This window comes from Algibacter pectinivorans (assembly GCF_900112595.1).
In the GTDB taxonomy this organism is placed as follows: Bacteria; Bacteroidota; Bacteroidia; order Flavobacteriales; family Flavobacteriaceae; genus Algibacter_B; species Algibacter_B pectinivorans.
In genome coordinates this window covers 1-26,850 of sequence record NZ_FOMI01000012.1, presented here as the reverse complement: position 1 = coordinate 26,850, position 26,850 = coordinate 1, and the positions used below count along the sequence as shown (strand labels likewise).

General features: G+C 30.8%; 27 protein-coding genes and 1 pseudogene. 26 read left to right on the top strand and 2 right to left on the bottom strand.

Annotated features, from left to right (window positions below; genetic code table 11):
• Positions 1-124 precede the first annotated feature (124 nt).
• The gene (locus tag BMY96_RS14835) at positions 125-754 is read left to right on the top strand and encodes an SDR family oxidoreductase (RefSeq protein WP_092853600.1); all 630 of its coding nucleotides are present in this window, start codon (positions 125-127) and stop codon (positions 752-754) included.
• Between the two features lie 263 nt (positions 755-1,017).
• Here the strand turns inward: BMY96_RS14835 and BMY96_RS16235 are convergent, their stop codons facing one another.
• The gene (locus tag BMY96_RS16235) at positions 1,018-1,350 is read right to left on the bottom strand and encodes a transcriptional regulator (RefSeq protein WP_139205271.1); all 333 of its coding nucleotides are present in this window, start codon (positions 1,348-1,350) and stop codon (positions 1,018-1,020) included.
• Positions 1,326-1,559: a hypothetical protein gene (locus BMY96_RS16060; RefSeq protein WP_092853598.1), complete on the bottom strand. Its 234-nt coding sequence runs from the start codon at positions 1,557-1,559 to the stop codon at positions 1,326-1,328. The genes BMY96_RS16235 and BMY96_RS16060 overlap by 25 nt, the downstream gene beginning before the upstream one ends.
• Between BMY96_RS16060 and BMY96_RS14825 the strand changes: the two genes are divergently transcribed.
• The 25 genes and pseudogenes from BMY96_RS14825 to BMY96_RS14710 form a co-directional block, all read left to right on the top strand.
• Positions 1,519-1,923 (top strand): MerC domain-containing protein, encoded by a 405-nt coding sequence (locus BMY96_RS14825; RefSeq protein ID WP_092853596.1) that lies wholly within the window; start codon positions 1,519-1,521, stop codon positions 1,921-1,923. The two genes, BMY96_RS16060 and BMY96_RS14825, sit on opposite strands and share 41 nt — an antisense overlap.
• Entirely contained in the window at positions 1,916-2,581 is a 666-nt protein-coding gene (folE, locus tag BMY96_RS14820) for a GTP cyclohydrolase I FolE (protein ID WP_092853594.1), read from the top strand. The genes BMY96_RS14825 and folE overlap by 8 nt, the downstream gene beginning before the upstream one ends.
• 21 nt (positions 2,582-2,602) lie before the next feature.
• A complete protein-coding gene (locus BMY96_RS14815) occupies positions 2,603-3,367 on the top strand; it encodes a hypothetical protein (RefSeq protein ID WP_092853592.1) in 765 nt (254 codons plus the stop codon).
• Positions 3,368-3,407: 40 nt separating this feature from the next.
• Positions 3,408-3,905, top strand: coding sequence for a hypothetical protein (locus BMY96_RS14810; RefSeq protein WP_092853590.1), 498 nt, complete (start codon positions 3,408-3,410; stop codon positions 3,903-3,905).
• 9 nt (positions 3,906-3,914) lie between these two features.
• The gene (locus BMY96_RS14805) at positions 3,915-5,603 is read left to right on the top strand and encodes a PhoX family protein (RefSeq protein ID WP_092853588.1); all 1,689 of its coding nucleotides are present in this window, start codon (positions 3,915-3,917) and stop codon (positions 5,601-5,603) included.
• Positions 5,604-5,703: 100 nt separating this feature from the next.
• Positions 5,704-6,606 (top strand): GTP-binding protein, encoded by a 903-nt coding sequence (locus BMY96_RS14800; RefSeq protein WP_092853587.1) that lies wholly within the window; start codon positions 5,704-5,706, stop codon positions 6,604-6,606.
• Between the two features lie 7 nt (positions 6,607-6,613).
• On the top strand, positions 6,614-7,813 hold the full coding sequence (locus BMY96_RS14795) for a GTP-binding protein (RefSeq protein ID WP_092853585.1): 1,200 nt from the start codon (positions 6,614-6,616) through the stop codon (positions 7,811-7,813).
• A 15-nt stretch (positions 7,814-7,828) separates the two neighbouring features.
• Entirely contained in the window at positions 7,829-8,458 is a 630-nt protein-coding gene (locus BMY96_RS14790; protein ID WP_092853583.1) for an ABC transporter ATP-binding protein, read from the top strand.
• The gene (locus BMY96_RS14785) at positions 8,455-9,699 is read left to right on the top strand and encodes an ABC transporter permease (RefSeq protein ID WP_092853581.1); all 1,245 of its coding nucleotides are present in this window, start codon (positions 8,455-8,457) and stop codon (positions 9,697-9,699) included. The genes BMY96_RS14790 and BMY96_RS14785 overlap by 4 nt, the downstream gene beginning before the upstream one ends.
• A complete protein-coding gene (locus BMY96_RS14780; protein ID WP_092853579.1) occupies positions 9,689-10,126 on the top strand; it encodes a hypothetical protein in 438 nt (145 codons plus the stop codon). Before BMY96_RS14785 ends, BMY96_RS14780 begins: the two co-directional genes overlap by 11 nt.
• 377 nt (positions 10,127-10,503) lie before the next feature.
• Positions 10,504-11,274, top strand: coding sequence for a DUF6503 family protein (locus BMY96_RS14775; protein WP_092853576.1), 771 nt, complete (start codon positions 10,504-10,506; stop codon positions 11,272-11,274).
• Positions 11,275-11,839: 565 nt separating this feature from the next.
• Positions 11,840-12,058 (top strand): helix-turn-helix domain-containing protein, encoded by a 219-nt coding sequence (locus tag BMY96_RS14770; protein ID WP_092853574.1) that lies wholly within the window; start codon positions 11,840-11,842, stop codon positions 12,056-12,058.
• Between the two features lie 6 nt (positions 12,059-12,064).
• A complete protein-coding gene (locus BMY96_RS14765) occupies positions 12,065-13,174 on the top strand; it encodes a DNA cytosine methyltransferase (protein ID WP_092853572.1) in 1,110 nt (369 codons plus the stop codon).
• Positions 13,174-15,297 carry a sensor histidine kinase gene (locus tag BMY96_RS14760; protein ID WP_092853570.1) on the top strand — a complete coding sequence of 708 codons (2,124 nt, stop codon included), beginning with the start codon at positions 13,174-13,176 and terminating at the stop codon, positions 15,295-15,297. Before BMY96_RS14765 ends, BMY96_RS14760 begins: the two co-directional genes overlap by 1 nt.
• A 6-nt stretch (positions 15,298-15,303) precedes the next feature.
• Positions 15,304-15,900, top strand: coding sequence for a response regulator (locus BMY96_RS14755; protein ID WP_092853568.1), 597 nt, complete (start codon positions 15,304-15,306; stop codon positions 15,898-15,900).
• Positions 15,900-16,505 (top strand): hypothetical protein, encoded by a 606-nt coding sequence (locus BMY96_RS14750; RefSeq protein ID WP_092853566.1) that lies wholly within the window; start codon positions 15,900-15,902, stop codon positions 16,503-16,505. Before BMY96_RS14755 ends, BMY96_RS14750 begins: the two co-directional genes overlap by 1 nt.
• Before the next feature lie 1,074 nt (positions 16,506-17,579).
• Positions 17,580-18,776 carry a helix-turn-helix domain-containing protein gene (locus BMY96_RS14745; RefSeq protein ID WP_092853564.1) on the top strand — a complete coding sequence of 399 codons (1,197 nt, stop codon included), beginning with the start codon at positions 17,580-17,582 and terminating at the stop codon, positions 18,774-18,776.
• Between the two features lie 11 nt (positions 18,777-18,787).
• On the top strand, positions 18,788-19,291 hold the full coding sequence (locus BMY96_RS14740) for a hypothetical protein (protein ID WP_092853562.1): 504 nt from the start codon (positions 18,788-18,790) through the stop codon (positions 19,289-19,291).
• Between the two features lie 17 nt (positions 19,292-19,308).
• Positions 19,309-19,446 (top strand): hypothetical protein, encoded by a 138-nt coding sequence (locus BMY96_RS16055; RefSeq protein WP_175473591.1) that lies wholly within the window; start codon positions 19,309-19,311, stop codon positions 19,444-19,446.
• On the top strand, positions 19,439-19,852 hold the full coding sequence (locus BMY96_RS14735; RefSeq protein WP_092853560.1) for a hypothetical protein: 414 nt from the start codon (positions 19,439-19,441) through the stop codon (positions 19,850-19,852). Before BMY96_RS16055 ends, BMY96_RS14735 begins: the two co-directional genes overlap by 8 nt.
• A 1,065-nt stretch (positions 19,853-20,917) precedes the next feature.
• Positions 20,918-21,535: a YqaA family protein gene (locus BMY96_RS14730; RefSeq protein WP_092853558.1), complete on the top strand. Its 618-nt coding sequence runs from the start codon at positions 20,918-20,920 to the stop codon at positions 21,533-21,535.
• Positions 21,536-21,627: 92 nt separating this feature from the next.
• On the top strand, positions 21,628-21,924 hold the full coding sequence (locus BMY96_RS14725) for a DUF3817 domain-containing protein (RefSeq protein WP_092853556.1): 297 nt from the start codon (positions 21,628-21,630) through the stop codon (positions 21,922-21,924).
• Positions 21,917-23,161, top strand: a complete 1,245-nt coding sequence (locus BMY96_RS14720) for a mechanosensitive ion channel family protein (protein ID WP_092853554.1) — start codon at positions 21,917-21,919, stop codon at positions 23,159-23,161. The genes BMY96_RS14725 and BMY96_RS14720 overlap by 8 nt, the downstream gene beginning before the upstream one ends.
• A 395-nt stretch (positions 23,162-23,556) precedes the next feature.
• Positions 23,557-24,207, top strand: coding sequence for a phage tail protein (locus BMY96_RS14715; protein WP_245750666.1), 651 nt, complete (start codon positions 23,557-23,559; stop codon positions 24,205-24,207).
• Between the two features lie 22 nt (positions 24,208-24,229).
• Positions 24,230-26,850: pseudogene (locus BMY96_RS14710) on the top strand (hypothetical protein); the annotation flags it as partial.

The following is a 26,850-nucleotide window of genomic DNA, read 5'->3' as shown; positions in this document are numbered from 1 at the left end:
TTTACAACATGTATTTACCCTTATAAAACTTATAGAACAGACCATGTAAATTCGTTTGAGTCAACATTTTATTGGAATACATCAAGCATTAACGGCTAATATGGGCATCTTGTAAAAAAAACAAATGGAAAACGTATTAGTAGTAGGTGCCACAGGTACCACAGGAAAAAAAATAGTTCAATTATTAAAAGCATCACAGTATTTCGAACCTGTAGCTATGGTTAGAAATAACCAGCAGCAAACCGAGTTTGAGGCACATCAGGTAAAAACTGTTATGGGCGATTTAGAGCAGGATGTATCGCATACAGCAAAAAATATGGATAAGGTTATTTTTGCTGCCGGATCTGGAGGTAATAATGTAAAAGCAATCGACCAAGATGGTGCAATAAAAATGATTGATGCGGCATCAAAATGGAATATCAACAAATTTGTAATGCTAAGCTCGATGGGAGCAGACCAACCCGAAAAAAGCGATAAGCTTAAAGACTACTTAAAAGCAAAACATAATGCCGATGAATATTTAAAATCGTCTCCTTTAAATTATACCATTGTAAGACCAGGAAGTTTAACCAATAGCGTTGGTGATGGTAAAATTAAATTATCAAAATCACTTAATGAGCAAGGAGAAATATCTCGCGATAATGTGGCGCAAACTTTGGTGAGAACGTTACACGATGATGCACCAAATAAGGAAACCTTCGAGATTATTTCTGGAGACACTTTAATAGGTAAAGCCTTAGAAAATTTAAAATAATATTTTTGGTGTAGCCTTAAACTTTACAACTCAAATTAAATATATAAAAACACCTAAGACTGTTAGTCTTGGGTGTTTTATTTTAGTATTAAAAACAGAATATGTTTTGATATGTTTTTTATAAAGGGTTATTATGGCTTCATGAGATTTAATATGATGTTTATAACTAAATATTTGTAAATAAAATCTATTAATGGCGGTTAAATTGAAATTATTGATAGATTCCTATACCATGTATAATATTATTAATGAATTGTATTAAGTTAGTTATAAAGATAGCCAGTTGTAAAAATAACTTTTAATTTATTATAGCAAGTTTCGCATTTTCGTTTTATTATAAATTTAGAGGTGTCTATTTTTCTATTAGTTAATTTAGTTAGTTTTACTTTAAACCTTAAGCAATCTACTTTCCCACATACCATACATTGAAAATGAGGATGAAGGTCGTTATACTTATTTATAGAATAATTGTTGCACGTCGCGCAGCATTTTAATCTGTTTGCACCAATAAATAAATGAAAAATATCGTTATCTTCTAGCTTATTGAGTACACGATATATTGTTGTATTATTTAACCTAAATTCAAGATTTTGCATATTTTTTTTACAGAAATGGCTTCTGTACTTCCATTTAATTCTTTTAGTATAGTTTCAACAGATTTTGTTTTTCTTTTAAGTCCCACAACACAAACATAATGCAACTTAGTTGCATTAATAAATTTTATTACTACATTTGTGCCTAAGTTGTTTATAAGAATATATTTAATGATAGTATTAAAGGAAAAACCAGATATTTTAGGAACCATTGCCAGTGCATTATGTCTAGTACACTGCGTAGCTACACCTTTTATTTTTATTGTACAGACTTGTAATGTAACGTGTTGTGAAGTAGCACCATGGTGGTGGCAATCTATAGACTATATATTTCTAATTATTTCCTTCTTTGCTATTTACTGGTCTACAAAAAGCACCGCGGTAAAATGGATAAAACCAATGTTATGGTTAAGTTGGTTACTACTAGTGTTAATAATTCTTAACGAGAAACTACTGTTTTTTTCGTTACCCGATAGTGCCATATATATACCCGCTCTAGCATTAGTAATATTACATCTTTATAATAGAAAATATTGCCAATGTAAAAGCCATAAATGTTGCGTAAAAAATGAATAAAGACTTAATAGAAAATTTAGGAGATAATCATATATCTTCAAGTACAGAAACTCCTTTAACCCCCAATGCGTTTGATAAAAGTGACGATGAAAAAATAGAAAATATACAATACCATTTTGCTAAAATAATGGAAGAGCTAGGTTTGGATTTAACTGATGATAGTTTATCTGGTACGCCATACCGTTTTGCTAAAATGTATGTAAAAGAATTATTTTACGGACTAAACCCCAAAAACAAGCCTAAGCTTTCGGTTTTTGAAAATAAGTACCAATATAAAAAAATGCTTATTGAACAAAATATAACTATAGATTCATCCTGTGAACATCATTTTTTACCGATTACTGGACATGCACATATTGCGTACATACCAAAAGGTAAAGTTATTGGGTTATCGAAAATTAATCGTTTAGTCGATTATTACGCGCATCGGCCACAGGTTCAAGAACGTTTGTCTTTACAAATATTAAAAGATCTTCAAGGCATTTTAAACACTAAGGATGTTATGGTAATGATTACCGCTAAGCACCTTTGTGTATCTTCTAGAGGAATAAAAGATAAAGATAGTTTTACAACAACTATGGAATATGATGGGGAATTTAATAAAACCAAAGTAAGAGCAGAATTCTTTAGTGCTTTAAAGCAAGGAGACCAACTATAAAATACTAAAACGTAAATAACTATGAAAATTAAAGAAACGGTAAACAAACATTATCCAAATGCTAAAACTGGTACCGAAATAACAGAAAGTTATTTATCTCTTTTAGAAACAGAGTATAAATCTGATTTAAAAAAAATGCTTTTCGCCACTTCTGTATGCTCAGATGATGTAAACGTTTCGACAGATTTTCGTAAAGTATTAAGTAGACCTTTTACCATGGGGGGGCTAGGTGGGCTACCTTTTTCTGGATTTACAGGTATGGTAGCTTTTTCTCATCATATTCCAGATGGTGGAGATGCATTTATTTTTTACGGACCACATATTGGTATTACAGATGAGGGAGAATTGGGGCGTATGCGTAGAATAGGCCAATCGCGTTTAACAAATAGTTGTGGAGCATTAATGCTTGCTTTGGAACGTTTTATAAAAAAAAACGAAGAACCAATTTATGTACCTCAAAACGTGTATTACGATTATCAACAAATTCAATTGGAGCAGTCATTAATGCCTTTTAAGCATGATATTATTAATTCAGAAAATCCCAAAAAGGCCATTACAGATTATACTTATATCGCTATAGATAAGCAAATAAAACAATTAGTAAAAATGAGTATAAAAGAATTCTCATGTAAAAGAATTTTTCTGCTTGGAGGCGTAATTATTAACACTAGTGAAGAATTTAATGACTATGTAGATGTTAGGAATTTTGATGTTGTAAATACAGAAAAACCAAATAATTTTGAATCCGTATCTATTCTAGAAACCGAAGCATTTAAAAACTTATAGAAATGTGCTACATCAATTCAAATAATTATACTTTTTTTTAATGCAAAATAGTCTTTTTCTTTTATGTCCTACCGATAATTTAGAATACCTAATTAATACAGTATATAGTTACGATAATTATTTTTACACCTCTTTGGGTAATACATTTTCTACAGATGAAGAAACAATGAAAAGCCTTGAGCAACTAATACTTGCCAAAAATATTAGTAATATATATTTTATACTCTCTAACGAAAATAAAATTATTTTAGATGCGTTAGAAAGTCAATATTTTAAAAATATAGTAGGGTTAAAAAGACTACATAAAAATATTGAAAAACAAAAACAACATTCTAAATATTGGGCTAACAATTACTCCAAACATTTACTTTTCTCTTATTATTTAAATCATAAAATAAATAAGTTATGTTTAGATTTAAAACCTCTTTTATTACAAAAGAAAATAATTATTAAGGGTAAGATTTATAATCAAAGTGAAGATAAATTTCATCCTATCTATTCAAATTTAATATGCAAAGAAAAGTTTCAATTTAATTAAAAAATAAACATGTCTTATAATCGTAGAGAATTCATTTCCTTTATAGGGAAAGTAGGCCTTGGTACTGTTGTTTTTCCTAAATTTTTAGTGAGTTGTGGTAGTATAAGCACCCCTTCCAATGAATTTATAAAAATACCTAATGAAAGATTAGATGTATTGAAATCCGTAATTTTAAGAGGTATTCCTGCATCTAACAAAGATAATTTAATATTAGCTAGCGGTCTTAGCTATCACACCATCATTAAGTGGGGCGATACGATAAATGATACAGATACGTTTGGATTCAATAATGATTTTACTTGTTTTATTCCGTTCGATGACAATAATCCCAATGATGGCTTACTTTGGGTAAACCATGAGTATGTAAACCCGCTATTTGTTTCCAACTTTGATGCTAATAAATATAAAAACCCTTCACTACATAAAACTAAAGATCAGGTTGATAAAGAAATGTATAATGTTGGTGGAACCATTGTTCGAATTAAAGAAGAAAATGGTTTATGGAGTATAGTAAAGAACGACCATCGTAATAGAAGAATTACAGCAAAAACAACTATAAAGCTAAATTGGGATACGCCAATTAAAGGAAAAAGTACAGTAGTAGGAACTCTAGCTAATTGTTCTGGAGGTATAACACCGTGGAAAACATTTATTACTTGCGAAGAAAACTACGATGGTTTTTTTGGTGAAACTATATATAATGAAGAAAATATACCTAAGCACATACCAAGTCATGCTTACGGTTGGGAACAATTTTATAATTATCCGCCAGAACATTATGGTTGGGTGGTAGAGGTAAATCCAAAAGACGGTTCTGCCCAAAAGCATATTGCGCTTGGCAGATTTGCGCATGAATGTTGTACATTATATGAACTAGAAGATAAGCGCGTTGTTGCATATACCGGAGACGATAAAAATAACGAGCACCTATACAAATTTGTATCATCGAAACCTGGTTCTTTAAAAGATGGTACTTTGTATGTTGCCAATACCATAAAAGGAAAATGGTTACCTTTAGATTGGGCAAGCCAGCCTCTGTTAAAAAATAAGTTTAAAGATCAAACTGAAGTACTCATAAGAGCTAGAGAAGCTGCAAAAATAATTGGAGCTACACCTTTAAATAGGCCCGAAGATATTGAAATAGATCCTATTACAGGAAATATTTTTGTTACGTTAACAAATAATAAACCAAAAAATGATTTTCATGGTTCTATTCTTAAAATTGAAGAAACCAATGGTGCGTTTGATGCATTAACATTTAAAGCAGTAACATATAAAGCAGGAGGAGAAGCTAATGGTTTTTCTTGCCCTGATAACTTAGCTTTTGATTTATCAGGTAACCTATGGATGACCTCAGATATGTCTGGAAACGTAATGAATAAAAAAGATAAGCCTTACTTTCCTTTTAAAAACAATAGTTTATTTGTAATTCCAAGATACGGTAAAGATGCCGGAAAAGTAATTAGAGTAGCCAGTGCACCAAGAGATGCAGAACTTACGGGGCCTTGGTTTTCGCCAGATGGTAAAACCTTATTTTTAAGTGTACAACACCCAGGAGAAGAAACGAAAGATATAAAAAATCCAACTAGTACGTGGCCTTTTGATAAAGACAATATTCCAAAATCGGCAGTAGTAGCTATAAAAGGTAATTTAATTGAAAAGATGAATAAACTAGATAAAATAGAAAACATAATATAAATACCTTTTTTGTTTATAATGTAAAGGTTTATAGCTGTTTATCTAATTAAAAACTATATGGTAAATAGTAATTTGTTTTAGAAAATAAAAAAAGTGATTAATGGAGGCCATTATAACAGTAGTTGGGTTTTTAGGTGCAGGGAAAACTACATTATTAAAATTTTTGATAAGTAGTTTTATTGATAAAGGATGGGATCCTTTTGTTATTCTTAATGATTATGAAAATGCTAATATTGATGCTCAACAACTATCTAATAAATTAGAATTAAAAGCTATTAAGGCATTAAGTGGTAGTTGTATTTGTTGTACCGGAATCATGGAGTTGCGTGATACTGTAAATAAACTTCCCGAGCGTTTAAATGGAATAACCCTTATTGAAGCAAACGGTACAACAGACGCATGCTCTTTAATGGAGTTTTTGGGGGTAGGATTACTTAAAAGGTATTTACCACCTATTCAAATATCTGTAGTAGATGTTAATAATTGGCAGCGTAGGGGCGAACATAACGAACTAGAAAGGAATCAAATTCAAATATCCTCTCTAATTATACTAACACATCTCGAAAAAGTTACAAAACAAAGAGAGTTAGTTGTTATAGAGGATATAAAAAAATATAATCCAACAGGTAAACTAATGCATTTAGAAAATTTAGATGTAACTCTTTTTCCAGAGCTTAAGTCTAGTAGTAATACGGTAAAAAAACTAGATCATAAAAAGGCACATTGGTCTTCTTGCTCTACAGATTTACCAAATTTACCAAGTTCAAAAGCTATATATAGCATTTGTGCAGAACTACCTAAAAGTATACTTAGGGTAAAAGGATGTACTATAATAGATGGAGAGAAGACCTATACTTATTTTGAAAGAAACCCTGATGGAGAAGTTTTTGTACGCCCATTTAATGGTATTCCAATTACAGGTTCTAAACTATTAACCATAGGACCAGGTAGTACGCCTAACCTTTTAAAACATGCTATTAAAATTAGCCTAGAAAAAAAATAATATAAACATGAGAAAATTACCAGTAACCGTGTTAAGTGGTTTTTTAGGAGCAGGAAAAACTACATTATTAAATCATATTTTACACAATAAAGAAGGGCTAAAAGTAGCCGTTATAGTAAATGATATGAGTGAGGTAAATATTGATGCTCAATTGATAGAAAATGAAAACACACTGTCTAGAACCGAAGAAAAGTTAGTAGAAATGTCTAACGGTTGTATTTGCTGTACACTGCGCGAAGATTTAATGATAGAGGTAGAAAAGTTAGCATTACAAAATAAATTTGATTATTTATTAATTGAAAGTACAGGTATAAGTGAGCCCGTGCCGGTGGCACAAACTTTCTCTTTTGAAAGTGAAGACGGAAAAATAGATTTAAGTCGATTTAGCTATATAGATACTATGGTAACAGTAGTAGACGCATTTAATTTTTTAAAGGATTTTTCTAGTGCAGATTATTTAGTAACAAGAGCACTAACAAACATAGAAGGTGACCATAGAACAATTGTAAATTTATTAACCGACCAAATAGAATTTGCCAATGTTATTATTATTAATAAAATAGATTTAGTTTCAAAGAGTGAAGTAGAAGAATTATACGCCATTATACAAAAACTAAACCCAGAAGCTTCCATTATAACTACGAGTAAATCAAAAGTTGTGCTTAATAGTATTATAAATACAGGGCTATTTGATTATGAAAAAGCAGAAGCCTCGGCAGGTTGGATAAAGGAATTAGAAAATGAACATGTTCCCGAAACCGAGGAGTATGGAATAAATTCTTTTGTTTTTAGAAGTAAAAGGCCATTTCATCCGGAGCGTTTCCTTAACTATTTAAACGAGAGTTTTCCACAAAATATTATTAGAAGTAAAGGGTTGTTTTGGTTAGCCTCAAGGTCTAATCAAGCACTATTGTGGAGTTCGGCAGGAGGGTCTTGTAAAGCGGATAGTGCAGGTGTATGGTGGGCTTCTATGCCCTTAGCAGAACGCATTAACTATGCAGCATTTTCTGAAAATCAAGAACAAATTGAGAGTGATTGGCATGTTCTATTTGGTGACAGAAAAATAGAACTGGTCTTTATTGGACAACATTTAGAAATAGATAAAATGATTGCTAATTTAGAAGCTTGCTTGCTAAACGATACAGAAATTGAACTTTGGAAAAACCAACTATTTTCAACGCAAGATCAATGGCCTATAGCCTTATAGAAATTCTGAATTAATATGTTACGAACAGAAAATTTAACATTCAAATATACGCAACAATTAGAAGCGCTTAGATTTCCCGATATAAATTTAAAAACTCATGAAAATCTACTTATATTAGGTGAATCTGGAGTAGGCAAAACGACACTTTTACACCTTTTATCCGGTTTATTAAAACCAGTTACAGGTAAAATATTTATACAAGGTGTTCCAATAAATACATTAACTCAAAGAAAACTAGATGCGTTTCGAGGACAAGAAGTCGGACTTGTTTTTCAAAAAAGTTATGCTATTAAAACATTAAACGTTATTGAAAATTTAAGTGCTCGCCTTTTTTTTAGTAAAACAACTGTAAATATAGAGGATATTAACAATCTACTAAATCAATTAGGACTAAAAGATTGCAAAAATAATAACATAAATGAACTAAGTGAAGGTCAATTACAACGTTTAGCTATTGCACTAGCGGTAGTGCATAAACCAAAAGTTATTTTGGCAGATGAGCCCACGTCTAGTTTGGATGATAATAATTGCAAAATCGTTATGGAACTACTTGTTAAACAAGCCAAACAAACACATGCTCATTTAATTGTTATTACGCACGATCATAGAGTAAAGCCATTCTTTAAAAATGCAATTACGTTATGAACATCTGGAAGATTAGTTTACAAAACCTTAAATCAAAACCATTATACACGCTTTTAAGTATTCTTACTTTAACATTAAGTTTTACCTTGCTTTTGGGAGTTCAACAATTAAAAACGTCTTTTAAGTATCAAATGGATAATAATTTAGGAGAGATAGATTTAGTTGTTGGTGCAAAAGGAAGTCCGTTGCAATTGGTACTAGCATCAGTACTACATTTAGACAGTCCTACAGGAAATATACGGTACGAAGATGCGCTTAAACTAGCAAAAAACCCTTTAATTAAGTCGGCAGTTCCTATTTCTTATGGTGATAACTACAAAGGATTTCGAATTGTTGGAACAACAAAAGCATTTTTGGCGCTTTATAATAGTGAATTACAAGAAGGGAGACACATAAAAAATACGATGGAAGTAGTGCTAGGAAACTCTATTGCCAAAAGGCTAGATTTAAATATTGGCGATACATTTTTAAGTTCTCACGGATTTATGGAGCATGCTATAGAAACACATAATGAAACATTTACAATTGTAGGCATATTAAAACCTACACAAAAAGTAATAGATCGTTTAATTGTTACAAATTTAGAAAGTGTTTGGAATGTGCATACGCACGAGGTAGAGTTGGAAAATGAGTTGCATCATCATGAAGAAAGTATAGATAAAGAACATGATCACGACCAAAAAGGCTATAATAGCAAAGAAATAACATCTTTGCTACTAACCTCTAGAAAGCCATCTGCACTTTTAACGCTGCCTAGAAAGATAAATACCCAGACCAATATGCAGGCTATATTACCAAAGTTCGAACTAGAAAAGTTAAACCAATACACGGGGGTTGGCTTTAACACATTATCTTGGATCGCTTACTTTATTCTAGTTGTTTCTGGTATAACTATTTTTATTAGTTTATATAAAATGATAACAGAACGCTCATTTGATTTGGCCCTTTTACGAACTTATGGCGCGAGTAACGTACAGTTAATAAAAATCGTTGCTTACGAAGGCCTTATTATTACACTTTTTGCCGTTATATTAGGAATTACACTAACAAATTTAGGTTTATACTATCTTTTAGGAACCCTAGAGCAAAATTATCAATATGCTGTGCTTAATCACTTAGCATATAAGGACATTTTATTAACCTTGAAGTTGGTGCTTATAGCAGTTTTGTTATCCATCCTATTGGCTGTTTACCCTATTTTAAAAATGAATATTTCAACTATTTTAAGCCATGAAAAATAAAATTTTAGCATTATTTATTCTTCTTTCTACTAGTGTTTGCACTAGTCAAAAAAAGATAACTTGGGAAGATTTGTCTAAAGTACAATTTACAGAAAAATATTTTTCACAATATGATGCATATTTTTTGTATCCAAAATTTATGGCGTCTATTAAAGAACTAGAAAGTAAACAAATAACTATATTAGGGTATTTCTTAAATATAGATCCCAAAGACAAAATTTATATCTTATCAAAAGGTCCAATGTCTTCCTGTTTTTTTTGTGGTGTAGGAGGGCCGGAAACAGCTATAGAGCTTAAATTTTTATCTAATCAAACCTTTAAAACAGACGACATTATTTCTGTAACTGGTACATTAAAATTAAATTCCGATGACATAGAACACTTTAATTATATTTTAACAAACTGTGTGGCAACCTTAGTAAAATAAATGAAATATAATTAGAAAGGAAAGGATTCTTGATTTGTGGAGCTATATTCGCATATAAGCAGTTTTTATTTTAAAAATATTAAACTATATAGCTTATACTTATTAGCTAAGTTTTTACATAATAATAGATTGTTCGTTTATAATTGTATTTTTGAAACTCAATTATTTAAAAATGACAAAACACCATATAAATTCTAATCAAAAAAAAGGGCGTTGAGTTATATAGATGGTCGAAAACATTAGAAGCTTTATTATTAAAACTGTAGATGCTATAGTAGTGAATAAAAAAGTTTTTGTAGACCAATAACCTAGTATTGGTTGTAGTATCAAATGGAAATAAATTCTTAATATAAAACACTTAATTAAAAACCATTAAAATGAAAAAAATAATTTTCACATTAGTATTAGTAGTAATTTCTAGTATAGCAAGTGCGCAAACAGGAAAAGAATTGGTAGCGCAAGCAATAGAGGCCATTGGCGGAAAACAAAACTTCTATAACTTAGGCTCTGTAGAATATGATTTAGAGTATCGCACCCCTCCAGGAGAAGGCGCAACAACTTTAATTGCACACGAAACGTATGTTTTTGATGGTGAGTTATCTCATGCATCTTATAAAACACACAGTTTAACAGGCGCAAATGGTAAAGTTATAGAAGGATACAATGGTAAAGATGCTTGGGTAACTTTTGACGGAAAAGTATCGGACGACCAACAAGCAAATGGCGTTGCACGATTTCTTAGAAAAACCAATTATTATTGGTTCTCTATGTTTTTCAAATTATTAGATGATGGCGTAAACTATGAAAAACTTTCAGACCAAAAAGTAAATGGAAATGATTATAATCGAGTAAAAATAACATTTGGCGACACAGTAGGTGATGCACAAGATACTTACATACTATATATTAACAAAGAAACTAAAACAATAGACCAATTTTTGTTTACAGTTGTAGCTTTTGGACTTTTAGAGCCTAATTTAATGACATTTGATTATGAAACAATAAATGGTATCAAGATACCTTCAAAGCGTAAATATGTATCTGCAACTTGGGAAGGAAAGCCTAAGGATAACAACTATACAATTACAAACTGGACCAATATAAAATTTGGAATAAATATTGATAAAACAATGTTTGAAAAACCATAAGTCTTATTTTAAATTTTAGTTTATTAAAATGCCACAATCATTTAACTTATGGTCATGGCATTTTTTTTTACATAATTTAATTTTTTAAGAGCAGGAAAATATTTGTAAAATAATGGGTTGTAAAATTTTTGCATTTATAACACTATTAATAAATCTACAAGTTAATTAGCCGTAATTTCTTTTAACATAATTGTTGACGATATAGACCTAAAGGCACTATATCTACAATTATGTATAAATAGCCTGAAAAACGGCTATACAGAAATTACTATATATTTGTACTATAATGTTCTGCGTTATGCAACTTTGCTTTGGCAAAAGCGAAGTTTAAACTTCTACTTTTTCTTATTTTTTTCTTCTTAAATGTTTCTCTACAATGTTAATGGAACACTTATTATGCGACGACGTAGGAGGGAAGCGTGATGTGTGGAATGGAAAATCTAACCAAAATATTCAATAGTCAGAACAAATGTTCTTATATTCGGACAATATTTAAATTTGAAGTTTAGAAAATCGGATAGATATTTCTTATTTTATAAATTTATAGTCTTAAAAACAGATAAAAATGACTAAATTAGGTTTGTATTTGTCAAGAAAATCAGTAAATCGTTCAGATGTTGCTAGAAAAACTGGGCTAAGTAAAACTAGATTAAGTGAGTTATCTAATAATAAAAAAACAAAGTTGAAAGTTGATGAACTTTATCTTATTGCTTTAGCATTAGATGTAGACCCTAGTGAAGTAATGAAAGAAATATGTAAAGATTTAAAGCTTGTAAAACTTTAAAAGTAAATGAGCACATTAATAAATAATGAAATACCTGTTGAATTAAATATCAATCAAGATATAATTACATCCACACTTGGTTGTGACATTTTTAGTGGAGCAGGAGGTATGAGCCTTGGTGCTGAAATGGCTGGCATAAATATTTCTTTTGCTGTTGAAAATGATAAGTATGCAGCAGATACTTTTAGTAATAACCATAAGTCATCTAGAGTAATTGTAGAGGATATTAGAAAAGTCAATCCAACTAAACTGATTTCTAAAAACCCATTTGTTTTGTTTGGCGGTCCGCCTTGTCAAGGATTTTCTTTATCAAATACAGTTACGCGAAATACACGTAATGAAAAAAATAGCTTATTTGAAGAGTTCTTAAGGTTTATTGAAGAGTTAGAACCTGAATGGTGTGTTTTTGAAAATGTAGAAGGTTTTAGAAGTTTCCAAAAAGGGAAAGTTGTAAAAGTGCTAAAAAAACGACTTGAAAATCTTGGATATACTGTAAATTTTGATGTATTAACTGCCTCAGATTATGGAGTTCCTCAAGATAGAAAACGATTTTTTATGGTTGGAAATAAAAATGGAATAAAGTTTAGATTTCCAGAAGCATCAATCAATAAATATACTGTCGCAGATGCCATTTTGGATTTACCAAATTTACAAAATGGAGATTTTATAGATTCGTTACCTTATTCTGGATTAGCAAATAATGAATTTGCTGATAAAATGAGAGAAAATTCAAATTTCTCTTTCCAAAATTATGTATCTAGAAACAGAGATTATGTTTTAGAAAGGTATAAGCATATTAAACAAGGTCAAAATTGGAAAGCAATTCCTGACGATTTAATGAAAAACTATTCTGATAAAAATAATTGTCATTCAGGTATTTATAAACGACTAGACTCTAAAAAACCATCTGTAGTGATTTCTAATTATAGAAAAAATATGCTAATACATCCTTTTGAGAATAGAGGTTTATCAGTTAGAGAAGCAGCTAGGTTACAAAGCTTTCCTGATAATTTTATTTTTGAAGGAACCTTGATGTATATGCAACAGCAAATCGGGAATGCAGTTCCTCCGTTGCTAGCAAAGGCATTATTTGAACAAATTAATGAAATGAGCTAATGTCATTAAAAAAGGAAAAATCAATCAAATTTAACTTTGATGTTAGTGCTTACCGACTTATAGGAAGAGAACTCATAACTGACAGAATAACTGCATTGTTTGAACTAGTCAAAAATGCTTATGATGCAAATGCTGAAAATGTTACTGTAGAATTTATTGATATCAATCCTTTAACTCCAAATTCAAAGATAATTATTAAGGACGACGGTATTGGAATGCAATTTTCCGATATTAAAAACAAATGGATGGTTATCGGAACTAGTAGTAAAAGACGAGAGCGATTATCTCCAGCACCACATAAAAGAAAAGTTGCAGGAAAAAAAGGCATAGGTAGATTTGCTGTTGATAAACTTGGAGACAAATTAGTCCTTAGAACACAAAAAAAGAATAGCGCCGAACTTTTATGTCTTGAGACTGATTGGTCTTATTATTCCAAACTAGAGGATTCTCAATTAAAATTAAATTTTGAAGAGGAAAAACCTTTTTTTACTGATGTTGAAAATAAATATTGGTATGATAACGGAGATAAAGAAGTCCAAGGAACAACATTGGAAATTTCTCAAGTAAATGAAATTTGGACTGAAAATGACATTAACAGAGCATTTAAAGAACTCTCTAAATTAGTTCCACCAAATCCAAGCAAAACAAATGCTTATCCCTTTAATATTACCATAAAGTCTCCTTATAAGGATTTTGATAATGTTAAAGTAAAAACACAGTTAATTGATTTTGCAACCAAAAAGGTTGAATTAACATTTGACAAAAAGAAAGGAGTTCAAGAAATTTTACAATATAAGAAGGGGAGTCTTAATAAGATAAAAGTACCCGAAAGACCTTGTGGCTTTTTGAAACTTACGCTTTATTATTTTGATCAACCTGCAAAAAGTAAATATAAAAAACATTTCAATTCAGAAATTGATGGTATTAAAATATATAGGGATGGTATTATTACTACTCCATTTGCTGAATATGTAGCCGACAGAAATAAACAAAAGGACATTTTAGGTATTGACAAAAGAAGATGGTCAGGTTTTTTTGAAAGACTAAGTACTAGAGATTTACTTGGCTATGTAGAAATAACTGATGAAAATAACCCTGATATAATTGAATCTACTAACAGACAAGGTTTTGTTGAAAATGAAGCTTGGGAGGAATTGAGGAGGTTTATAATTGAACAAATTGTTCAATTAGAATCTTTTTTCAAAAATGCAAAAAATGTAGAGAGAACAAAAACTAAGTCGGGTTTAGGTGCTGCAAATCAAGATTTGAAAATACTTAAAAGAGAGATTGCATCTGTAAAAAAAGAGGCGTCACCAAAAGTGCAGGAAAAACTAAGAAGTATAGAAGCAAATTTAGGTAAGATACAAGGTAGTGTAACAAAGAGTATAAATGACTATTCTAAGTTAGAAAAAGAAAGCAAACAGCAGGAAAACTTGTTTATGAGTTTGGTTTCATTGCAAACCTATGCTGCAATGTTTTCACATATGACAAAACATACATTAGGTCATATACTAACAGGAGCAGAATATTTTTATAATAATTATCCTAACCCAAATTTAGAAGATAGATTTATTAGTATTTCAAAAAGCATTTATAAGGAAATGCTGAAATTAAGAAAGGGTGTCGATTTTATGCTTAAATATGCTAAATCGGATACTGAACTAGAAGAAATTAACCTAAAAGAATTAATAGTTAATCTGTTTGATAATATTTATGTTGATAGGCTAAATGAAGAAGGTATCAGAACAATTGTAGAAATTAAGGATAATCTAATTCTTAATTACAATAGAAAAGCAATAGAAGATATTTTTGATAACTTAATTTCTAACTCAATTAAAGCTTTAAAAAATAACAATGAAAAAATAATAAAATGTAGCAGTTTAACATCAAGCGACGAAGTGACCATACTTTTTTCAGATAATGGAATAGGAATAAAGGAGAAAGATAAACATAGAATTTTTGATATTTTTTATACTGACACAGCTGAGGAAGGTGGTGCAGGAATGGGGCTGTATATGGTTAAGACTAGGGTGGAAGCTATGCAAGGAAATATTGAAGTAATAGACAATGAGTTTCGTCCAACTGGTGCAACATTTAAAATCACATTACCTTTTAAAAAATAATTCTTAATGGAAGTAACCTTTGTAATAATAGATGATAATAAGGAGATTGAAGAGCATCCCTTATTATTTACATTAGAAGATAAATTTAAAAATGTTAAGTTTTATTCTAACCCACAAGAGGGACTGGATTATATCAAAAATAATCTAGATATAAATTTGATTGTATTATTAGATATTGAGTTTTCTAAAGATGATAAATTGGATGGTCACGACCTATTAAAAGAGATTCATAACAGCTCGACTTTGATTCCTGTTATCCTTTGGAGCGGTATAAATCAAACTAATGAAGAATTTAGTGATTTTATTAATAATAGAGCTTTTGGTTTCTTAAGTAAAGATTGTTCTTTAGAAGAAGCTATGCAAATAGTTGATAAAGCATTTAATAACTTAAAAAATAGTCTCGATAATACAATTGAAGATTGGATAATTAGTAATGAATCCGATAAAGACAAACCTATTTACTTCACATCATCTGGGGAATCATATACCTTAAACGAAATATTAAAAGAAATCAGACTTCAAACACCAATTGGCAAAGAATTTTCAAGTAAGCTAAATTCACTAACCATCGACTTATTATTGCGTAAAAAAGAGAATTTATAATGGTTGATATAATTGGTCTTTTTGATAATCAAGACGAAACTTTGGGATTATTTTTTAACCTGTGCTATGAGGATTTGAACACATTTTTAAATGATTCATCATTAAATATTTCATATTATGACAGCTCTAAAATAAATGAAGTTGCGGTTGCTATTATTACAGAACCTTTAGAAAAATTTATTTTATTAGCATATTCACACGGAGGAGAAAATGAGTTAGTGAAAAATGGAAACATTCCATACATATCAACAAAAATTAATATAGATAAATTTAAAAACACACTTTTTTACACTTGTTCTTGTCATACAGGAAAAGTTCTCGGAGATGAATTAATTAATAACGGAGCTTTAAGCTATATAGGTTATAAAGACAAATTTGAAGTTTGGGGTTTTAATATGAATCCTTACATTGAATGTGCTAATTATGGTATGAAACTATTTTTTACAAATATATCTACTGATGATATAATACCATTGATGAAATCAAAATATAATGAGCATATTGATAACTATGAGAACGATATATTTGGAGCAGCTATGTTAGTTGCAAATAGAAATGGATTAGTTCAAAAAGGAAATAATATATCTATAGCAGATTTGAATTAATTATGTAAAATAGAATTTCGATGTTAAACTCGGCATCATAAAATTTTGGTCAAAACAATAGGAGAAATGAGCGTGCATATTTTAGAGAACAAGTAATGCATAGTATTAACATTTATAGGGTTAAAAACTAGTTCAAAGCAATCTTAATAGTTCGAATCTTTTCTAAAATATAGCGATTGAGCCGTGATTGTTTCCAAAGGTTTGTGCAGCCTTGATTTTTTTGTTTCTTTTTTTATCAAGAAAAAAAGATAATAATTAACATTAATAGTCACAATTTTTAATTTCTGTTCTAAATGTTATTAAACAGCTCAAATTAAAAAATGTTGAATACTAGCAGAATTTGAGCAAGTGTACAGAAATTATCTCGCAGAGTAATTTTGTACTCTTGCGGAACACTTGACGAGAATGTCGTAGAAAAAAATATTGCAGGATTATTATCAAATACGCGAATTTTAAATGAATCTAAAAGGTTAGCTTTTTTATGGCGGTGGCTATGCGGTTGGAAATTGTGTTTATAAATAAACGCCAGAAGCGTTTAATTTGTTAAAAGCAATCGAGTGCATAGGCAGCGGCAATTTTACATAGCGACTAATTATAGTACAAACAGCAGGATGTTTCTTATTTAGTACTAAACCAAAAGCCAAATGTTTAATGACCCCAGTAATCAAGTTTATTGTGTGTTCTAGACTTTATGGGATATTTTACATAATATAGAATTATAGCTTACAAATAGCTAAACTACTTGATATAATCAAAATACGATATTTGTACTATAATGTTCTGCGTTATGTAACTTTGCTTTGGCAAAAGCGAAGTTGAATTTCTACATTTTCTTATTTTTTTCTTCTAAAAATTTTCCCCACAATGTTAATGGAACACTTTTTTTACGAAACGACGATAGGAGAGTAGTGGAATGTGTGTGAAATGGGATTACTTGTACTATTCTTTATTTTTATTTCAAAATATTAAATAATTTATTTTTAAAAAATAATATATTAAAGTTAGGTAAATTTACCTAACTTTAATATATTTGCATATTATACAGTGTTTTTTAATATGTAAATTTACCCAAATATGACCGAGGATTCAGATTTCATTGAAGCTTTCAATCGATTAATCGAACCATTACACATTGCAGATGACATTAGTAAAGAGCCATTTAGCATACTTTTTAAAAGGAGAATTGATGAGTTAGGAATAACACAAAGTAGAGCAGAAGCAATGCTTGGTATTGAAAAGAAAAGTTTAAACAATATTTTAAATAAAGAAGCAAAACGTGTTGATATTATTACTATAATTAAGTTGGCGCAATTTTTAAATTTACCTGTCGATGATTTTGTTAAAGTGTATTTGCAAGAGTTACCAAGTGAACAAATTGGGGATATAGAAAAAGCGAAAAAAAATAATTTTATTGTTCAAAATTTTGACTTATCTCAATTACACAAAAAGAAATTCATTTCTTCTAAAACTGATTATGACTCAATTGAAAAAAGAATAGTACAATTCTTTGGCTTAAATTCAATATATGATTTTGCAAAAGAAGTTGTAACTCCAGCTTTTAGCAGAACAAAAAGAAGTTCAAGTGATTTAATGAGAGAATTTTGGGTGCAATCTGCACTTTCTCAATTTAAACTTTTGGAAAACCCAAATTTTTATAGCAGAGAACAGTTAATTGATTTAATACCTAAAATTCGTCCTTATACTAAAAATGTAAAAAAAGGATTAGTTACTGTTGTAAAAGCACTTTTCTCCATAGGTGTTACTGTAATTTATCAAGAATCTTTACCAAATATATCTGTTCGAGGTGCAACTTTTGTAGTTAATGGTAAACCTTGTATTGTAATAAATGATTTATACAAAAGATATCCTACATTATGGTTTTCATTAATGCACGAATTACATCACGTTTTATATGACTTTAACGAAATACAACAAGTAAAATATCATTTAACCGGAGAGCCTGATTTATGGCTAAAAGAGGAAAAAGCAAATAATTTTGCTCGTGAATATTTATTTAATGAAAAGCGGTCTAAATACATATTACCATTTATCAATGAATCTGTTCTCGTTAGAGAATACGCAGAAAAATCACAAGTGCATCCAAGTATTATTTATAATTTTTATATGTACGATAGTAATAGTTGGGGGAAATTTAAAAATCAAATGCCAAATATTGATTTAGCTATTAGTAGTCTAAATGTTAACATTTGGGAAAATGAATCTGTTGAAGAAACAACAGAGAGATTAAAAAAAGAAATATTCAATATTTAATAGCATAATTTATGAGTGATAATAAAAAAGGTAATAAAAAGAAAGAATCAGAAAAACTTTCAGAGCAAGAGGAGTTGGAAAGAATGATGCTTATTTCTAAAGCTGATGAAGTAGTAGGAGAACAGTTAACAATTGATACAGAAGGAATACTTCAAACTGAAGATGAGTTAAAGAAATTTGCTTTAGGAGATATTGATGACCCAGAGAGGAAATACGATATATACTATAAAGGTATTAGTAAATTACTTTTAAAGCATTTACCAGAAGGTAAAGGCTATAAAAAAGCCAGAGACTATATCTATGAAGAAAAGAATACTTATTTAACTAGAGGTCATAGAATTGATGAAAAAGGTATTCGTGGTGCTGATAGTAGAATGGGACATATTGAAGATGCTGAGAAAATTTTAGAATTAATCACAAATTGGATTATAAAAAAAGGCTCAATGGTTGATTTATATTCTACCATAAGAGATTTAAATATTAAACTAGGATATGGCAAACCAAGCCACGAATAGAAAAAACAAATATTACAATGATAATAGAAGCAATTAAGCCAGGTCCAAAACCGAAAAAAGACGATGGGTCTTTAGATAAAAGAAGAAGAGTTTCTCCTGATAAAAAGAAAGATTACCCACCATTAAAAAAACACAAACATAAAAAGGGTGATTAATAAAGTAGAATTTATAAAATCAATACTAAAAAACAAAGATTTAGAATTAAAACCCAAACAAAATGGGAGGGAAGGGGTTGATTTTTTAATTGGAGATAATCAAATACACTTACAATCTATTGATTTAGACACCGTACAACGCAGTATTAAATTATCTAAACAAGATTTAGGAGAATTAAGAAATAAACTGTTTGTTGCTCTAGTATTAATAGTAGATAAAGAACCAAAGGTTGTTTATTTAATTCCATCAGAAGATTTATCACAATCACACAGCAATATATTTATAAATAATGAAGTAAGTTTAATGTCTAGTTTATCTAATTGGGAGATTAAAGTATCTAGTAGTACAATTCCAGAATTAGCAAAATACTCGCTAGAAAATATGATTGATAAACTAAAATCTTAGTTTTATAATATTATGTAAAATAGAAGTAATGCGGTTTTACCCAGATGAAGCGTTGGCAAAACGGCCTCAGAAAACTTTGGTTAAAACAATAGGCGAAATGAGCGGCGATATTTTAGAGGGCTAGTAATACATATTTTTAATATTTTCAGAGTTTAAGGCTAGTTCAAAGCAATCTTAACCAGTTACAATGTTTTCTAAAATATAGCGATTGAGCCGTACATTGTTTCCAAAGTTTTATGCAGCCTTGATTTTTTTGTTTCTTTTTTTATCAAGAAAAAAAGATAAACATTAACTATTGAAAGTCACAATTTCAAATTTCAGTTCTAAATGTTCTTAAACAGTTCAAATCAAAAAAAGTTGAATTATAGCAGAATTAGAGCAAGTGTATAGAAATTATCTCGCAGAGTAATTTTATACTCTTGCGGAACGCTTTACGAGAATGTCGTAGAAAAAAATATTGCAGGATTATTATCGAATACGCGAATTTTAAATAAATCTAAAAGTTTAGCTTTTTTATGGCGGTGGCTATGCGGTTGGATATTGTGTTTTAAAAAATTAATGCGATAGCATAATTATTTTAATAAAGCAATCGAGCGCATAGGCAGCGGCAATTTTACATAGCGACTAATTATAGTACAAACAGCAGAATGTTTCTTATTTAGTACTAAACCAAAAAGCCAAATGTTTAATGACCCAAGTACTACAGTTTATTGTGTGTACAAGACTTCCTGGGATATTTTACATAATAGAGAATTATAGCTACATAGTAACATACATCAAATCTATAACTAAATGTTGTTTTAATATTGAATCATCCACTGGATAATCCAATATTAAAAGTGTACTATAATTTATATTATGTAAAATAGAAAATTAGAAACCCTCTATAACCCATTCCAAAATCATAAAATTAAAAACTCATAATCATACTTTAAAAACTTAAACCAATTCAAAGATTTTACAAATAACCCTAAATTCATGTTAAATTTCATTTAAAGTCAAATATTAATACATTTTAATATCAAATCTAGTATTATATTTGTAATCCCTTAATTTGTAGTGAGCATGAAACCGGAACCCAAAGATAAAACACAAAAATCGCGATTACAGCTATTGCACCAGTATTATAAGTATACTGGGTTTTATACGTTTGTTTGGGATGCTGTAAAAAAATCTTTTCCGTATATAATAGCAATTGTTATCGCTTTATATGCCTTAAATTACTTTTTTGACATTAATGAAGCTTTAGTGCGTCTTACCGAAATTCTTCCGGCTTACGGTGTTTTAAGTTTCTTTTTTGTTTCAGAAACGCTATTAGGTCTTGTGCCACCAGAAATTTTTATTGCTTGGGCTGGTAAAATGTACAGTCCGTGGTTATACTTAACGCTACTCGCTATTTTTTCATACTGTGGTGGTTTGGTATCGTATTGGATGGGACGATCTATAACTAAAATGCCATCGGTACATAATTACCTAGAAACTAAAATGGAAAAGCAATTAAAAAACTCCAAAAAATGGGGCGGATTTTTAATTATGGTTGGAGCCGTATTGCCACTACCCTTTTCTATTGCTTGTTTAGCTGCCGGAATTATAGAGTTCCCTTTTAGAAATGTGATGATATACGGGGCTTTAAGGTTTTTGCGTTTTGCAATTTATGGTCTTATTATTTTTAATGTGTTTTAGTTTTTAATACGCTAAAAAACTCTTGAATATTAACGATGTTTAGGGCAAGAACTATACTAATTCTATCTATTTTTACACCATAAATTTATACTATGTTTTCATTTTTAAATATTTTCAGAATTGTAGCTTTACTAGAAGGTGTATCCTACCTTTTATTGTTATTTATTGCCACGCCTATTAAATATATTTCTGGCAATCCAGAATACGTTAAGCTATTAGGTATGCCTCATGGCGTATTATTTATGCTGTATGTGGTTTTGGCCTTTTTAATTATGAAAGAGATGAAATGGAATACTAAAACCTTAGGTATTGTATTAATAGCTTCTGTAATTCCGTTTGGAACATTTTATGTCGAAAAAAAATACTTAAAACAAGTTGTTAATGATTAGTTATAAACATTGGTTATATGACTATTTAATTACAGCAGATTTTTCCGCAACCACTGCAAAATACCTAAACATGCTAGGTTTATTAATAGCCTTGTTAATTGTGGTGTTTGTTGTCGATTATATTACACGAAAGCTTTTAGTGCAGGCTTTTGTTAAGTTTGCTGCGGTTTCAAAATCTAATTTCGACGATCTTTTAGTTAAAAATAAAGTGCCTAGAAATGTAGCGCATATTATTCCTTTACTTATTACTTTAAAGTTCTTTCCGGTTATATTCTATGATTTTCCAGCATTCGAAACTACTTTTGAAAAAGGCCTACAAGTATTTGGTATCATTTTAACTCTTTGGATTGTTAGAAGCATTCTACACACCTTAAAAGATTTCTTTAAAACCTTACCAAGTTTAAAAGATAAACCTATAGCCAGCTATATTCAGGTATTCATGATTTTTGCTTGGTTGGGCGGTTTTATGTCGGCCATAGCCATAATTACAGGCATTCCTTTTTTATCGTTTGTTACGGGGCTTGGAGCTATTTCCGCAGTAATCATATTGGTTTTTAAGGATACTATAATGGGCTTTGTAGCCAGTATACAAGTGTCTATTAACGATATGGTACGTATTGGCGATTGGATAACTTTCGAGAAATATGGAGCCGATGGCGATGTTACCGAAATTACTCTGGCAACCGTTAAAGTTCAGAACTTCGATAAAACCATTACTACAATTCCAACTTATGCTTTAATTTCCGATTCCTTTAAGAATTGGCGTGGTATGACAAGCTCTGAAGGCCGACGTATTAAAAGAGCGCTCTATATCAAGCAAGATGGTGTAAAATACTTAACAGATAATGAAGTTGAAGCATTAAAAGGTATTCAGCTTATTTCCTCTTATATTGAAACCAGGCAAAAGGATATTTCAGATTATAACGCTAGCCACAATATTGATAAAACCCTCTTATTAAACGGAAGAAACCTTACCAACCTTGGGCTTTTTAGAAAATATATAGATGCGTACTTAAAAAATCATTCTGCCATTAACAAGGACATGATGATTATGGCGCGACAGTTAGCACCTACAACACAAGGTATTCCTTTAGAAATTTATGCTTTTAGTAGCGATAAACGTTGGGAAAATTACGAATATATTATGTCGGATATTTTCGATCATCTTATTGCTGCCCTTCCCTATTTTCATTTGCAAATTTTTGAGTTACCAAGTACTGGAAGTTTTACTAAGTAGTAATTTTAATTAATGGTAAAAGTTGAAAATACGGATTATAAGGAAGCTACAACCTTAAATATTTTGTCTGTAATAACGTATTTTAGAAACTCTAATAGTAGATTTTTGTTTTGATATAAAATTTGATCTTCTACATTTTTAATATATCCAAATTTAAACATTAATACTCAATTTAATATATAGTTATAAAAGTTCAGAGATTAAATTTTAAATCTATGGTCCTTTTTATTCTATTTTTAACATTTCTGATTTTAAAACTATAAATATTCGATTAAATACGATTTTAACAGGTAAAAAGCATTGTTTTTTGTAAGATATTAAGTTTTTTCTGATTTATTTCAATTCATTTATTTAAGTTTGGAGCATAAACCTAACCTTAAAACCAAATGAAAATTATGAAATTAAAAATTAAAATCATGGGATTACTCATGTTTTGTTTATTGACTTCTATGAATAGTAAAGCACAAGAAGGCTTTATTGGAGAAGTAAGAATGTTTGCAGGTAATTTTGCTCCTAGAAACTGGGCCTTTTGTCAAGGACAATTATTACAAATATCCTCAAACACTGCTCTATTCTCTATTATAGGTACATATTATGGAGGTGATGGCAGAACCACATTTGCTTTACCAGATTTACGTAGTAGAACAGCTGTTGGTGCTGGCGCTGGCCCCGGACTATCTAACATAAATGTAGGTAATAAAAATGGAAGTGAAAATATTACTTTAACCATAAGTAATATGCCAATTCATAGCCACGTTGGTACGTTTACACAAACATCGGGTATTTCAACAATGCCAGCAGTAGCAGAAGAAGCAAACTCCGATGACCCCACAAATAATAGTCTTGCAATACCGAACATTGGAGGGGCTAATAGGTTATATAGTAGTGATACTCCTGATACTAACTTATCAAATGGAACAGTTAATGTTCAAGGAAGTGTTAATATTCTCAATAGTGGAAGTCAGCAACCTTTTAATATCAGAAACCCTTATTTAGGCATTAATTATATAATCTGTACTCAAGGTATATTCCCTTCTAGAAACTAACCAATTTAAAAAACATTTTTACATGAAAAATAATTACACACTAAAATATTTGAAAATAACCTTGTTATTTTTAGCATTATTGATAACAAACTCGCCTTTGTTTTCTCAAACTACGTTAACAAAAGGAGATATAGCTTTCACTAGAATACAAATGGATGATGAATCTTTTTCTTTTGTGGTTTTGGTTCCCTTACAAGCTGGAACAGAATTTTATATTACTGATGAAGCCTGGGATGGAAGTAGTTTATTAACATTCGAGTCTGAGTTAAAATTTACGGCAAACTCTCTAATTCCTGCTGGAGAGGAAGTATCTTATAATGCATCTTCAAATGCTATAACATTTTCGGGAGGCAGTGTTTTGGGCTCTATAGTATCTGTTGGAGCAAACTTCACTACTAATATGCTAGGAGCTGCAGGCGATAATTTATTTATTCACCAGGGTTCACAAGGATCGCCTTCGGTTGCTGATTTTATTACAGGAATTAGTGCTAATACTGGTATGTCTGGAACTTCAGGAAATGCTTGGCAAACAAGTACGAGCACATCAAACACTTTATTGCCTAGTACTTTAACAAATGGTGCAGACGCTGTTGGTTTGTTTCCTGTTGGTGGTTTTCAACCAGAAGTTGATAATGCACGTTATAAACCTACAGCTAATCATTCGGGTGATAAAGCAACTATTTTAGCGGCTATCATGACACTATCTAATTGGGAATTTAATAATGATGTTGTTTTTGATGTACCTACAACTAGCTTTACTATTACCACTCCTTGTGCAGAACCAGACATACCAACAGTTACATCTGCACCACCAACTATTTGTGATGGAAATAGTGCTTTATTAAGTATCTCTGGAAACAAAAATGATGCAACAGAATGGCGTGTTTATACGGGGTCATGTGGAGGCACTTTAGTTGCCACCACGACGTCATCAACCGTTATTGTAACACCAACACCTCCAAGTACAACATATTATATTCGAGGAGAAGGTGGATGTGTTACACCTGGTTCATGCGGAACCATAACCATAAATACTACTCCTAGAGAAGATGCCTCTTTTAGTTATAGCGCCTCTGCTTATTGTGTTAACGAATTAGATCCTACACCTACTATAACAGGAGTTTCTGGAGGTACATTTTCTGCAGCAGGAGGATTATCTATAAATCCTACTACGGGTAAAATTGATGTTTCAGCTTCAACACCTAACACCTATACGGTCTCTTATACCACTAATGGTTTATGTAATGGAACAGAAACGGCTTCTATCACAATAAATGCTTCAGATGACGCTTCTTTTAGTTACGCTGCTGCAACTTATTGTGCAGATAGTTCTGACCCTACACCTACTATTACGGGACTAGCGGGTGGAACATTTGACTCTACAGTTGGATTGTCTATTAATGGCTCAACAGGTGAAATTGATCTTTCAACTTCAGTACCTAATACCTATAACGTTACATATACAACAACAGGAACCTGTCCAAATACGTCTCAAGTTAGTATTACTATAAACGCTTTGGACGATGCTTCATTTAGTTATAGTGCTGCTACATATTGTGCAGATGGCGCTGATCCTACACCTACTATTATGGGACTAGCGGGTGGAACATTTGACTCTACAGCTGGATTGTCTATTAATGGCTCAACAGGTGAAATTGATCTTTCGGCTTCAGTACCTAATACCTATAACGTTACATATACAACAACAGGAACCTGTCCAAATACGTCTCAAGTTAGTATTACTATAAACGCTTTGGACGACGCTTCATTTAGTTATGGCGCTGCTACATATTGTTCTAGTGATACAAATCCTACACCTACCATTACGGGTTTAGCAGGTGGAACATTCTCTTCTACCTCAGGTTTAACAATTGATACCTCTACAGGGGAAATTGATCTTTCAACTTCAACACCAAATATATATACAGTTTCATATACTACTTCGGGAGCTTGTCCTAATAATTCAAGTATTTCAGTTGAAATAACCGCTTTAACAGCATCAATGGCATCGCAAACAAATATAGTTTGTAATGGAGGTGCTAATGGAGCTGCAACAGTTACTGCAACAGGAGGAACTGCGCCTTATACTTATGCATGGAGTAATGGTGCAACTACGGCAACAATTACAGGTGTTACCGCAGGAACTTATAATGTAACAGTTACTGATGCTAACGGATGTACCTCTGATACTTCGGTTACTATTACAGAACCTACTGCATTAGTAGCAAGTGCTTCAGTTACATCTAATTATAATGGTTCACAAATTTCATGTCATGCTGCTGCTGATGGTGAGGCTACTGCTGCCGGAACAGGAGGAACTGCTCCTTATACTTATTCATGGAATAACGGTGCTACTACCGCTTCAATTACGGGTGTTACCGAAGGAGTTTACACTGTAACTATAACAGATGTTAATGGTTGTACAGATAACGCGTCTATAACTATTACAGAACCAACTGCTTTATCTGCATCTATTGCATCGCAAACTAATGTAACTTGTAATGGTGTTGCTAATGGTAGTGCAACAGTTACTGCAACTGGAGGAACTGCTTCTCCTTATACTTATACATGGAGTAACGGTGCTACTACAGCTTCAATTACGGGTGTTACCGCAGGAACTTATAATGTAACAGTTACTGATGC

Excerpts from the sequence above, each read along its gene's own strand:
- BMY96_RS14800 (WP_092853587.1), top strand. The coding sequence starts at position 5,704 with ATGGAGGCCATTATAACAGTAGTTGGGTTTTTAGGTGCAGGGAAAACT.
- BMY96_RS14740 (WP_092853562.1), top strand. The coding sequence starts at position 18,788 with ATGAGTGATAATAAAAAAGGTAATAAAAAGAAAGAATCAGAAAAACTT.
- BMY96_RS14795 (WP_092853585.1), top strand. The coding sequence starts at position 6,614 with ATGAGAAAATTACCAGTAACCGTGTTAAGTGGTTTTTTAGGAGCAGGA.
- BMY96_RS14805 (WP_092853588.1), top strand. The coding sequence starts at position 3,915 with ATGTCTTATAATCGTAGAGAATTCATTTCCTTTATAGGGAAAGTAGGC.
- BMY96_RS14835 (WP_092853600.1), top strand. The coding sequence starts at position 125 with ATGGAAAACGTATTAGTAGTAGGTGCCACAGGTACCACAGGAAAAAAA.
- folE (WP_092853594.1), top strand. The coding sequence starts at position 1,916 with ATGAATAAAGACTTAATAGAAAATTTAGGAGATAATCATATATCTTCA.
- BMY96_RS14810 (WP_092853590.1), top strand. The coding sequence starts at position 3,408 with ATGCAAAATAGTCTTTTTCTTTTATGTCCTACCGATAATTTAGAATAC.
- BMY96_RS14745 (WP_092853564.1), top strand. The coding sequence starts at position 17,580 with ATGACCGAGGATTCAGATTTCATTGAAGCTTTCAATCGATTAATCGAA.
- BMY96_RS14775 (WP_092853576.1), top strand. The coding sequence starts at position 10,504 with ATGAAAAAAATAATTTTCACATTAGTATTAGTAGTAATTTCTAGTATA.
- BMY96_RS16060 (WP_092853598.1), bottom strand. The coding sequence starts at position 1,559 with ATGGTTCCTAAAATATCTGGTTTTTCCTTTAATACTATCATTAAATAT.
- BMY96_RS14725 (WP_092853556.1), top strand. The coding sequence starts at position 21,628 with ATGTTTTCATTTTTAAATATTTTCAGAATTGTAGCTTTACTAGAAGGT.
- BMY96_RS14755 (WP_092853568.1), top strand. The coding sequence starts at position 15,304 with ATGGAAGTAACCTTTGTAATAATAGATGATAATAAGGAGATTGAAGAG.
- BMY96_RS14785 (WP_092853581.1), top strand. The coding sequence starts at position 8,455 with ATGAACATCTGGAAGATTAGTTTACAAAACCTTAAATCAAAACCATTA.
- BMY96_RS14780 (WP_092853579.1), top strand. The coding sequence starts at position 9,689 with ATGAAAAATAAAATTTTAGCATTATTTATTCTTCTTTCTACTAGTGTT.
- BMY96_RS16055 (WP_175473591.1), top strand. The coding sequence starts at position 19,309 with ATGATAATAGAAGCAATTAAGCCAGGTCCAAAACCGAAAAAAGACGAT.
- BMY96_RS14720 (WP_092853554.1), top strand. The coding sequence starts at position 21,917 with ATGATTAGTTATAAACATTGGTTATATGACTATTTAATTACAGCAGAT.
- BMY96_RS14815 (WP_092853592.1), top strand. The coding sequence starts at position 2,603 with ATGAAAATTAAAGAAACGGTAAACAAACATTATCCAAATGCTAAAACT.
- BMY96_RS14750 (WP_092853566.1), top strand. The coding sequence starts at position 15,900 with ATGGTTGATATAATTGGTCTTTTTGATAATCAAGACGAAACTTTGGGA.
- BMY96_RS14790 (WP_092853583.1), top strand. The coding sequence starts at position 7,829 with ATGTTACGAACAGAAAATTTAACATTCAAATATACGCAACAATTAGAA.
- BMY96_RS14825 (WP_092853596.1), top strand. The coding sequence starts at position 1,519 with ATGATAGTATTAAAGGAAAAACCAGATATTTTAGGAACCATTGCCAGT.
- BMY96_RS14715 (WP_245750666.1), top strand. The coding sequence starts at position 23,557 with ATGAAATTAAAAATTAAAATCATGGGATTACTCATGTTTTGTTTATTG.
- BMY96_RS14760 (WP_092853570.1), top strand. The coding sequence starts at position 13,174 with ATGTCATTAAAAAAGGAAAAATCAATCAAATTTAACTTTGATGTTAGT.
- BMY96_RS14730 (WP_092853558.1), top strand. The coding sequence starts at position 20,918 with ATGAAACCGGAACCCAAAGATAAAACACAAAAATCGCGATTACAGCTA.
- BMY96_RS14765 (WP_092853572.1), top strand. The coding sequence starts at position 12,065 with ATGAGCACATTAATAAATAATGAAATACCTGTTGAATTAAATATCAAT.
- BMY96_RS16235 (WP_139205271.1), bottom strand. The coding sequence starts at position 1,350 with ATGCAAAATCTTGAATTTAGGTTAAATAATACAACAATATATCGTGTA.
- BMY96_RS14770 (WP_092853574.1), top strand. The coding sequence starts at position 11,840 with ATGACTAAATTAGGTTTGTATTTGTCAAGAAAATCAGTAAATCGTTCA.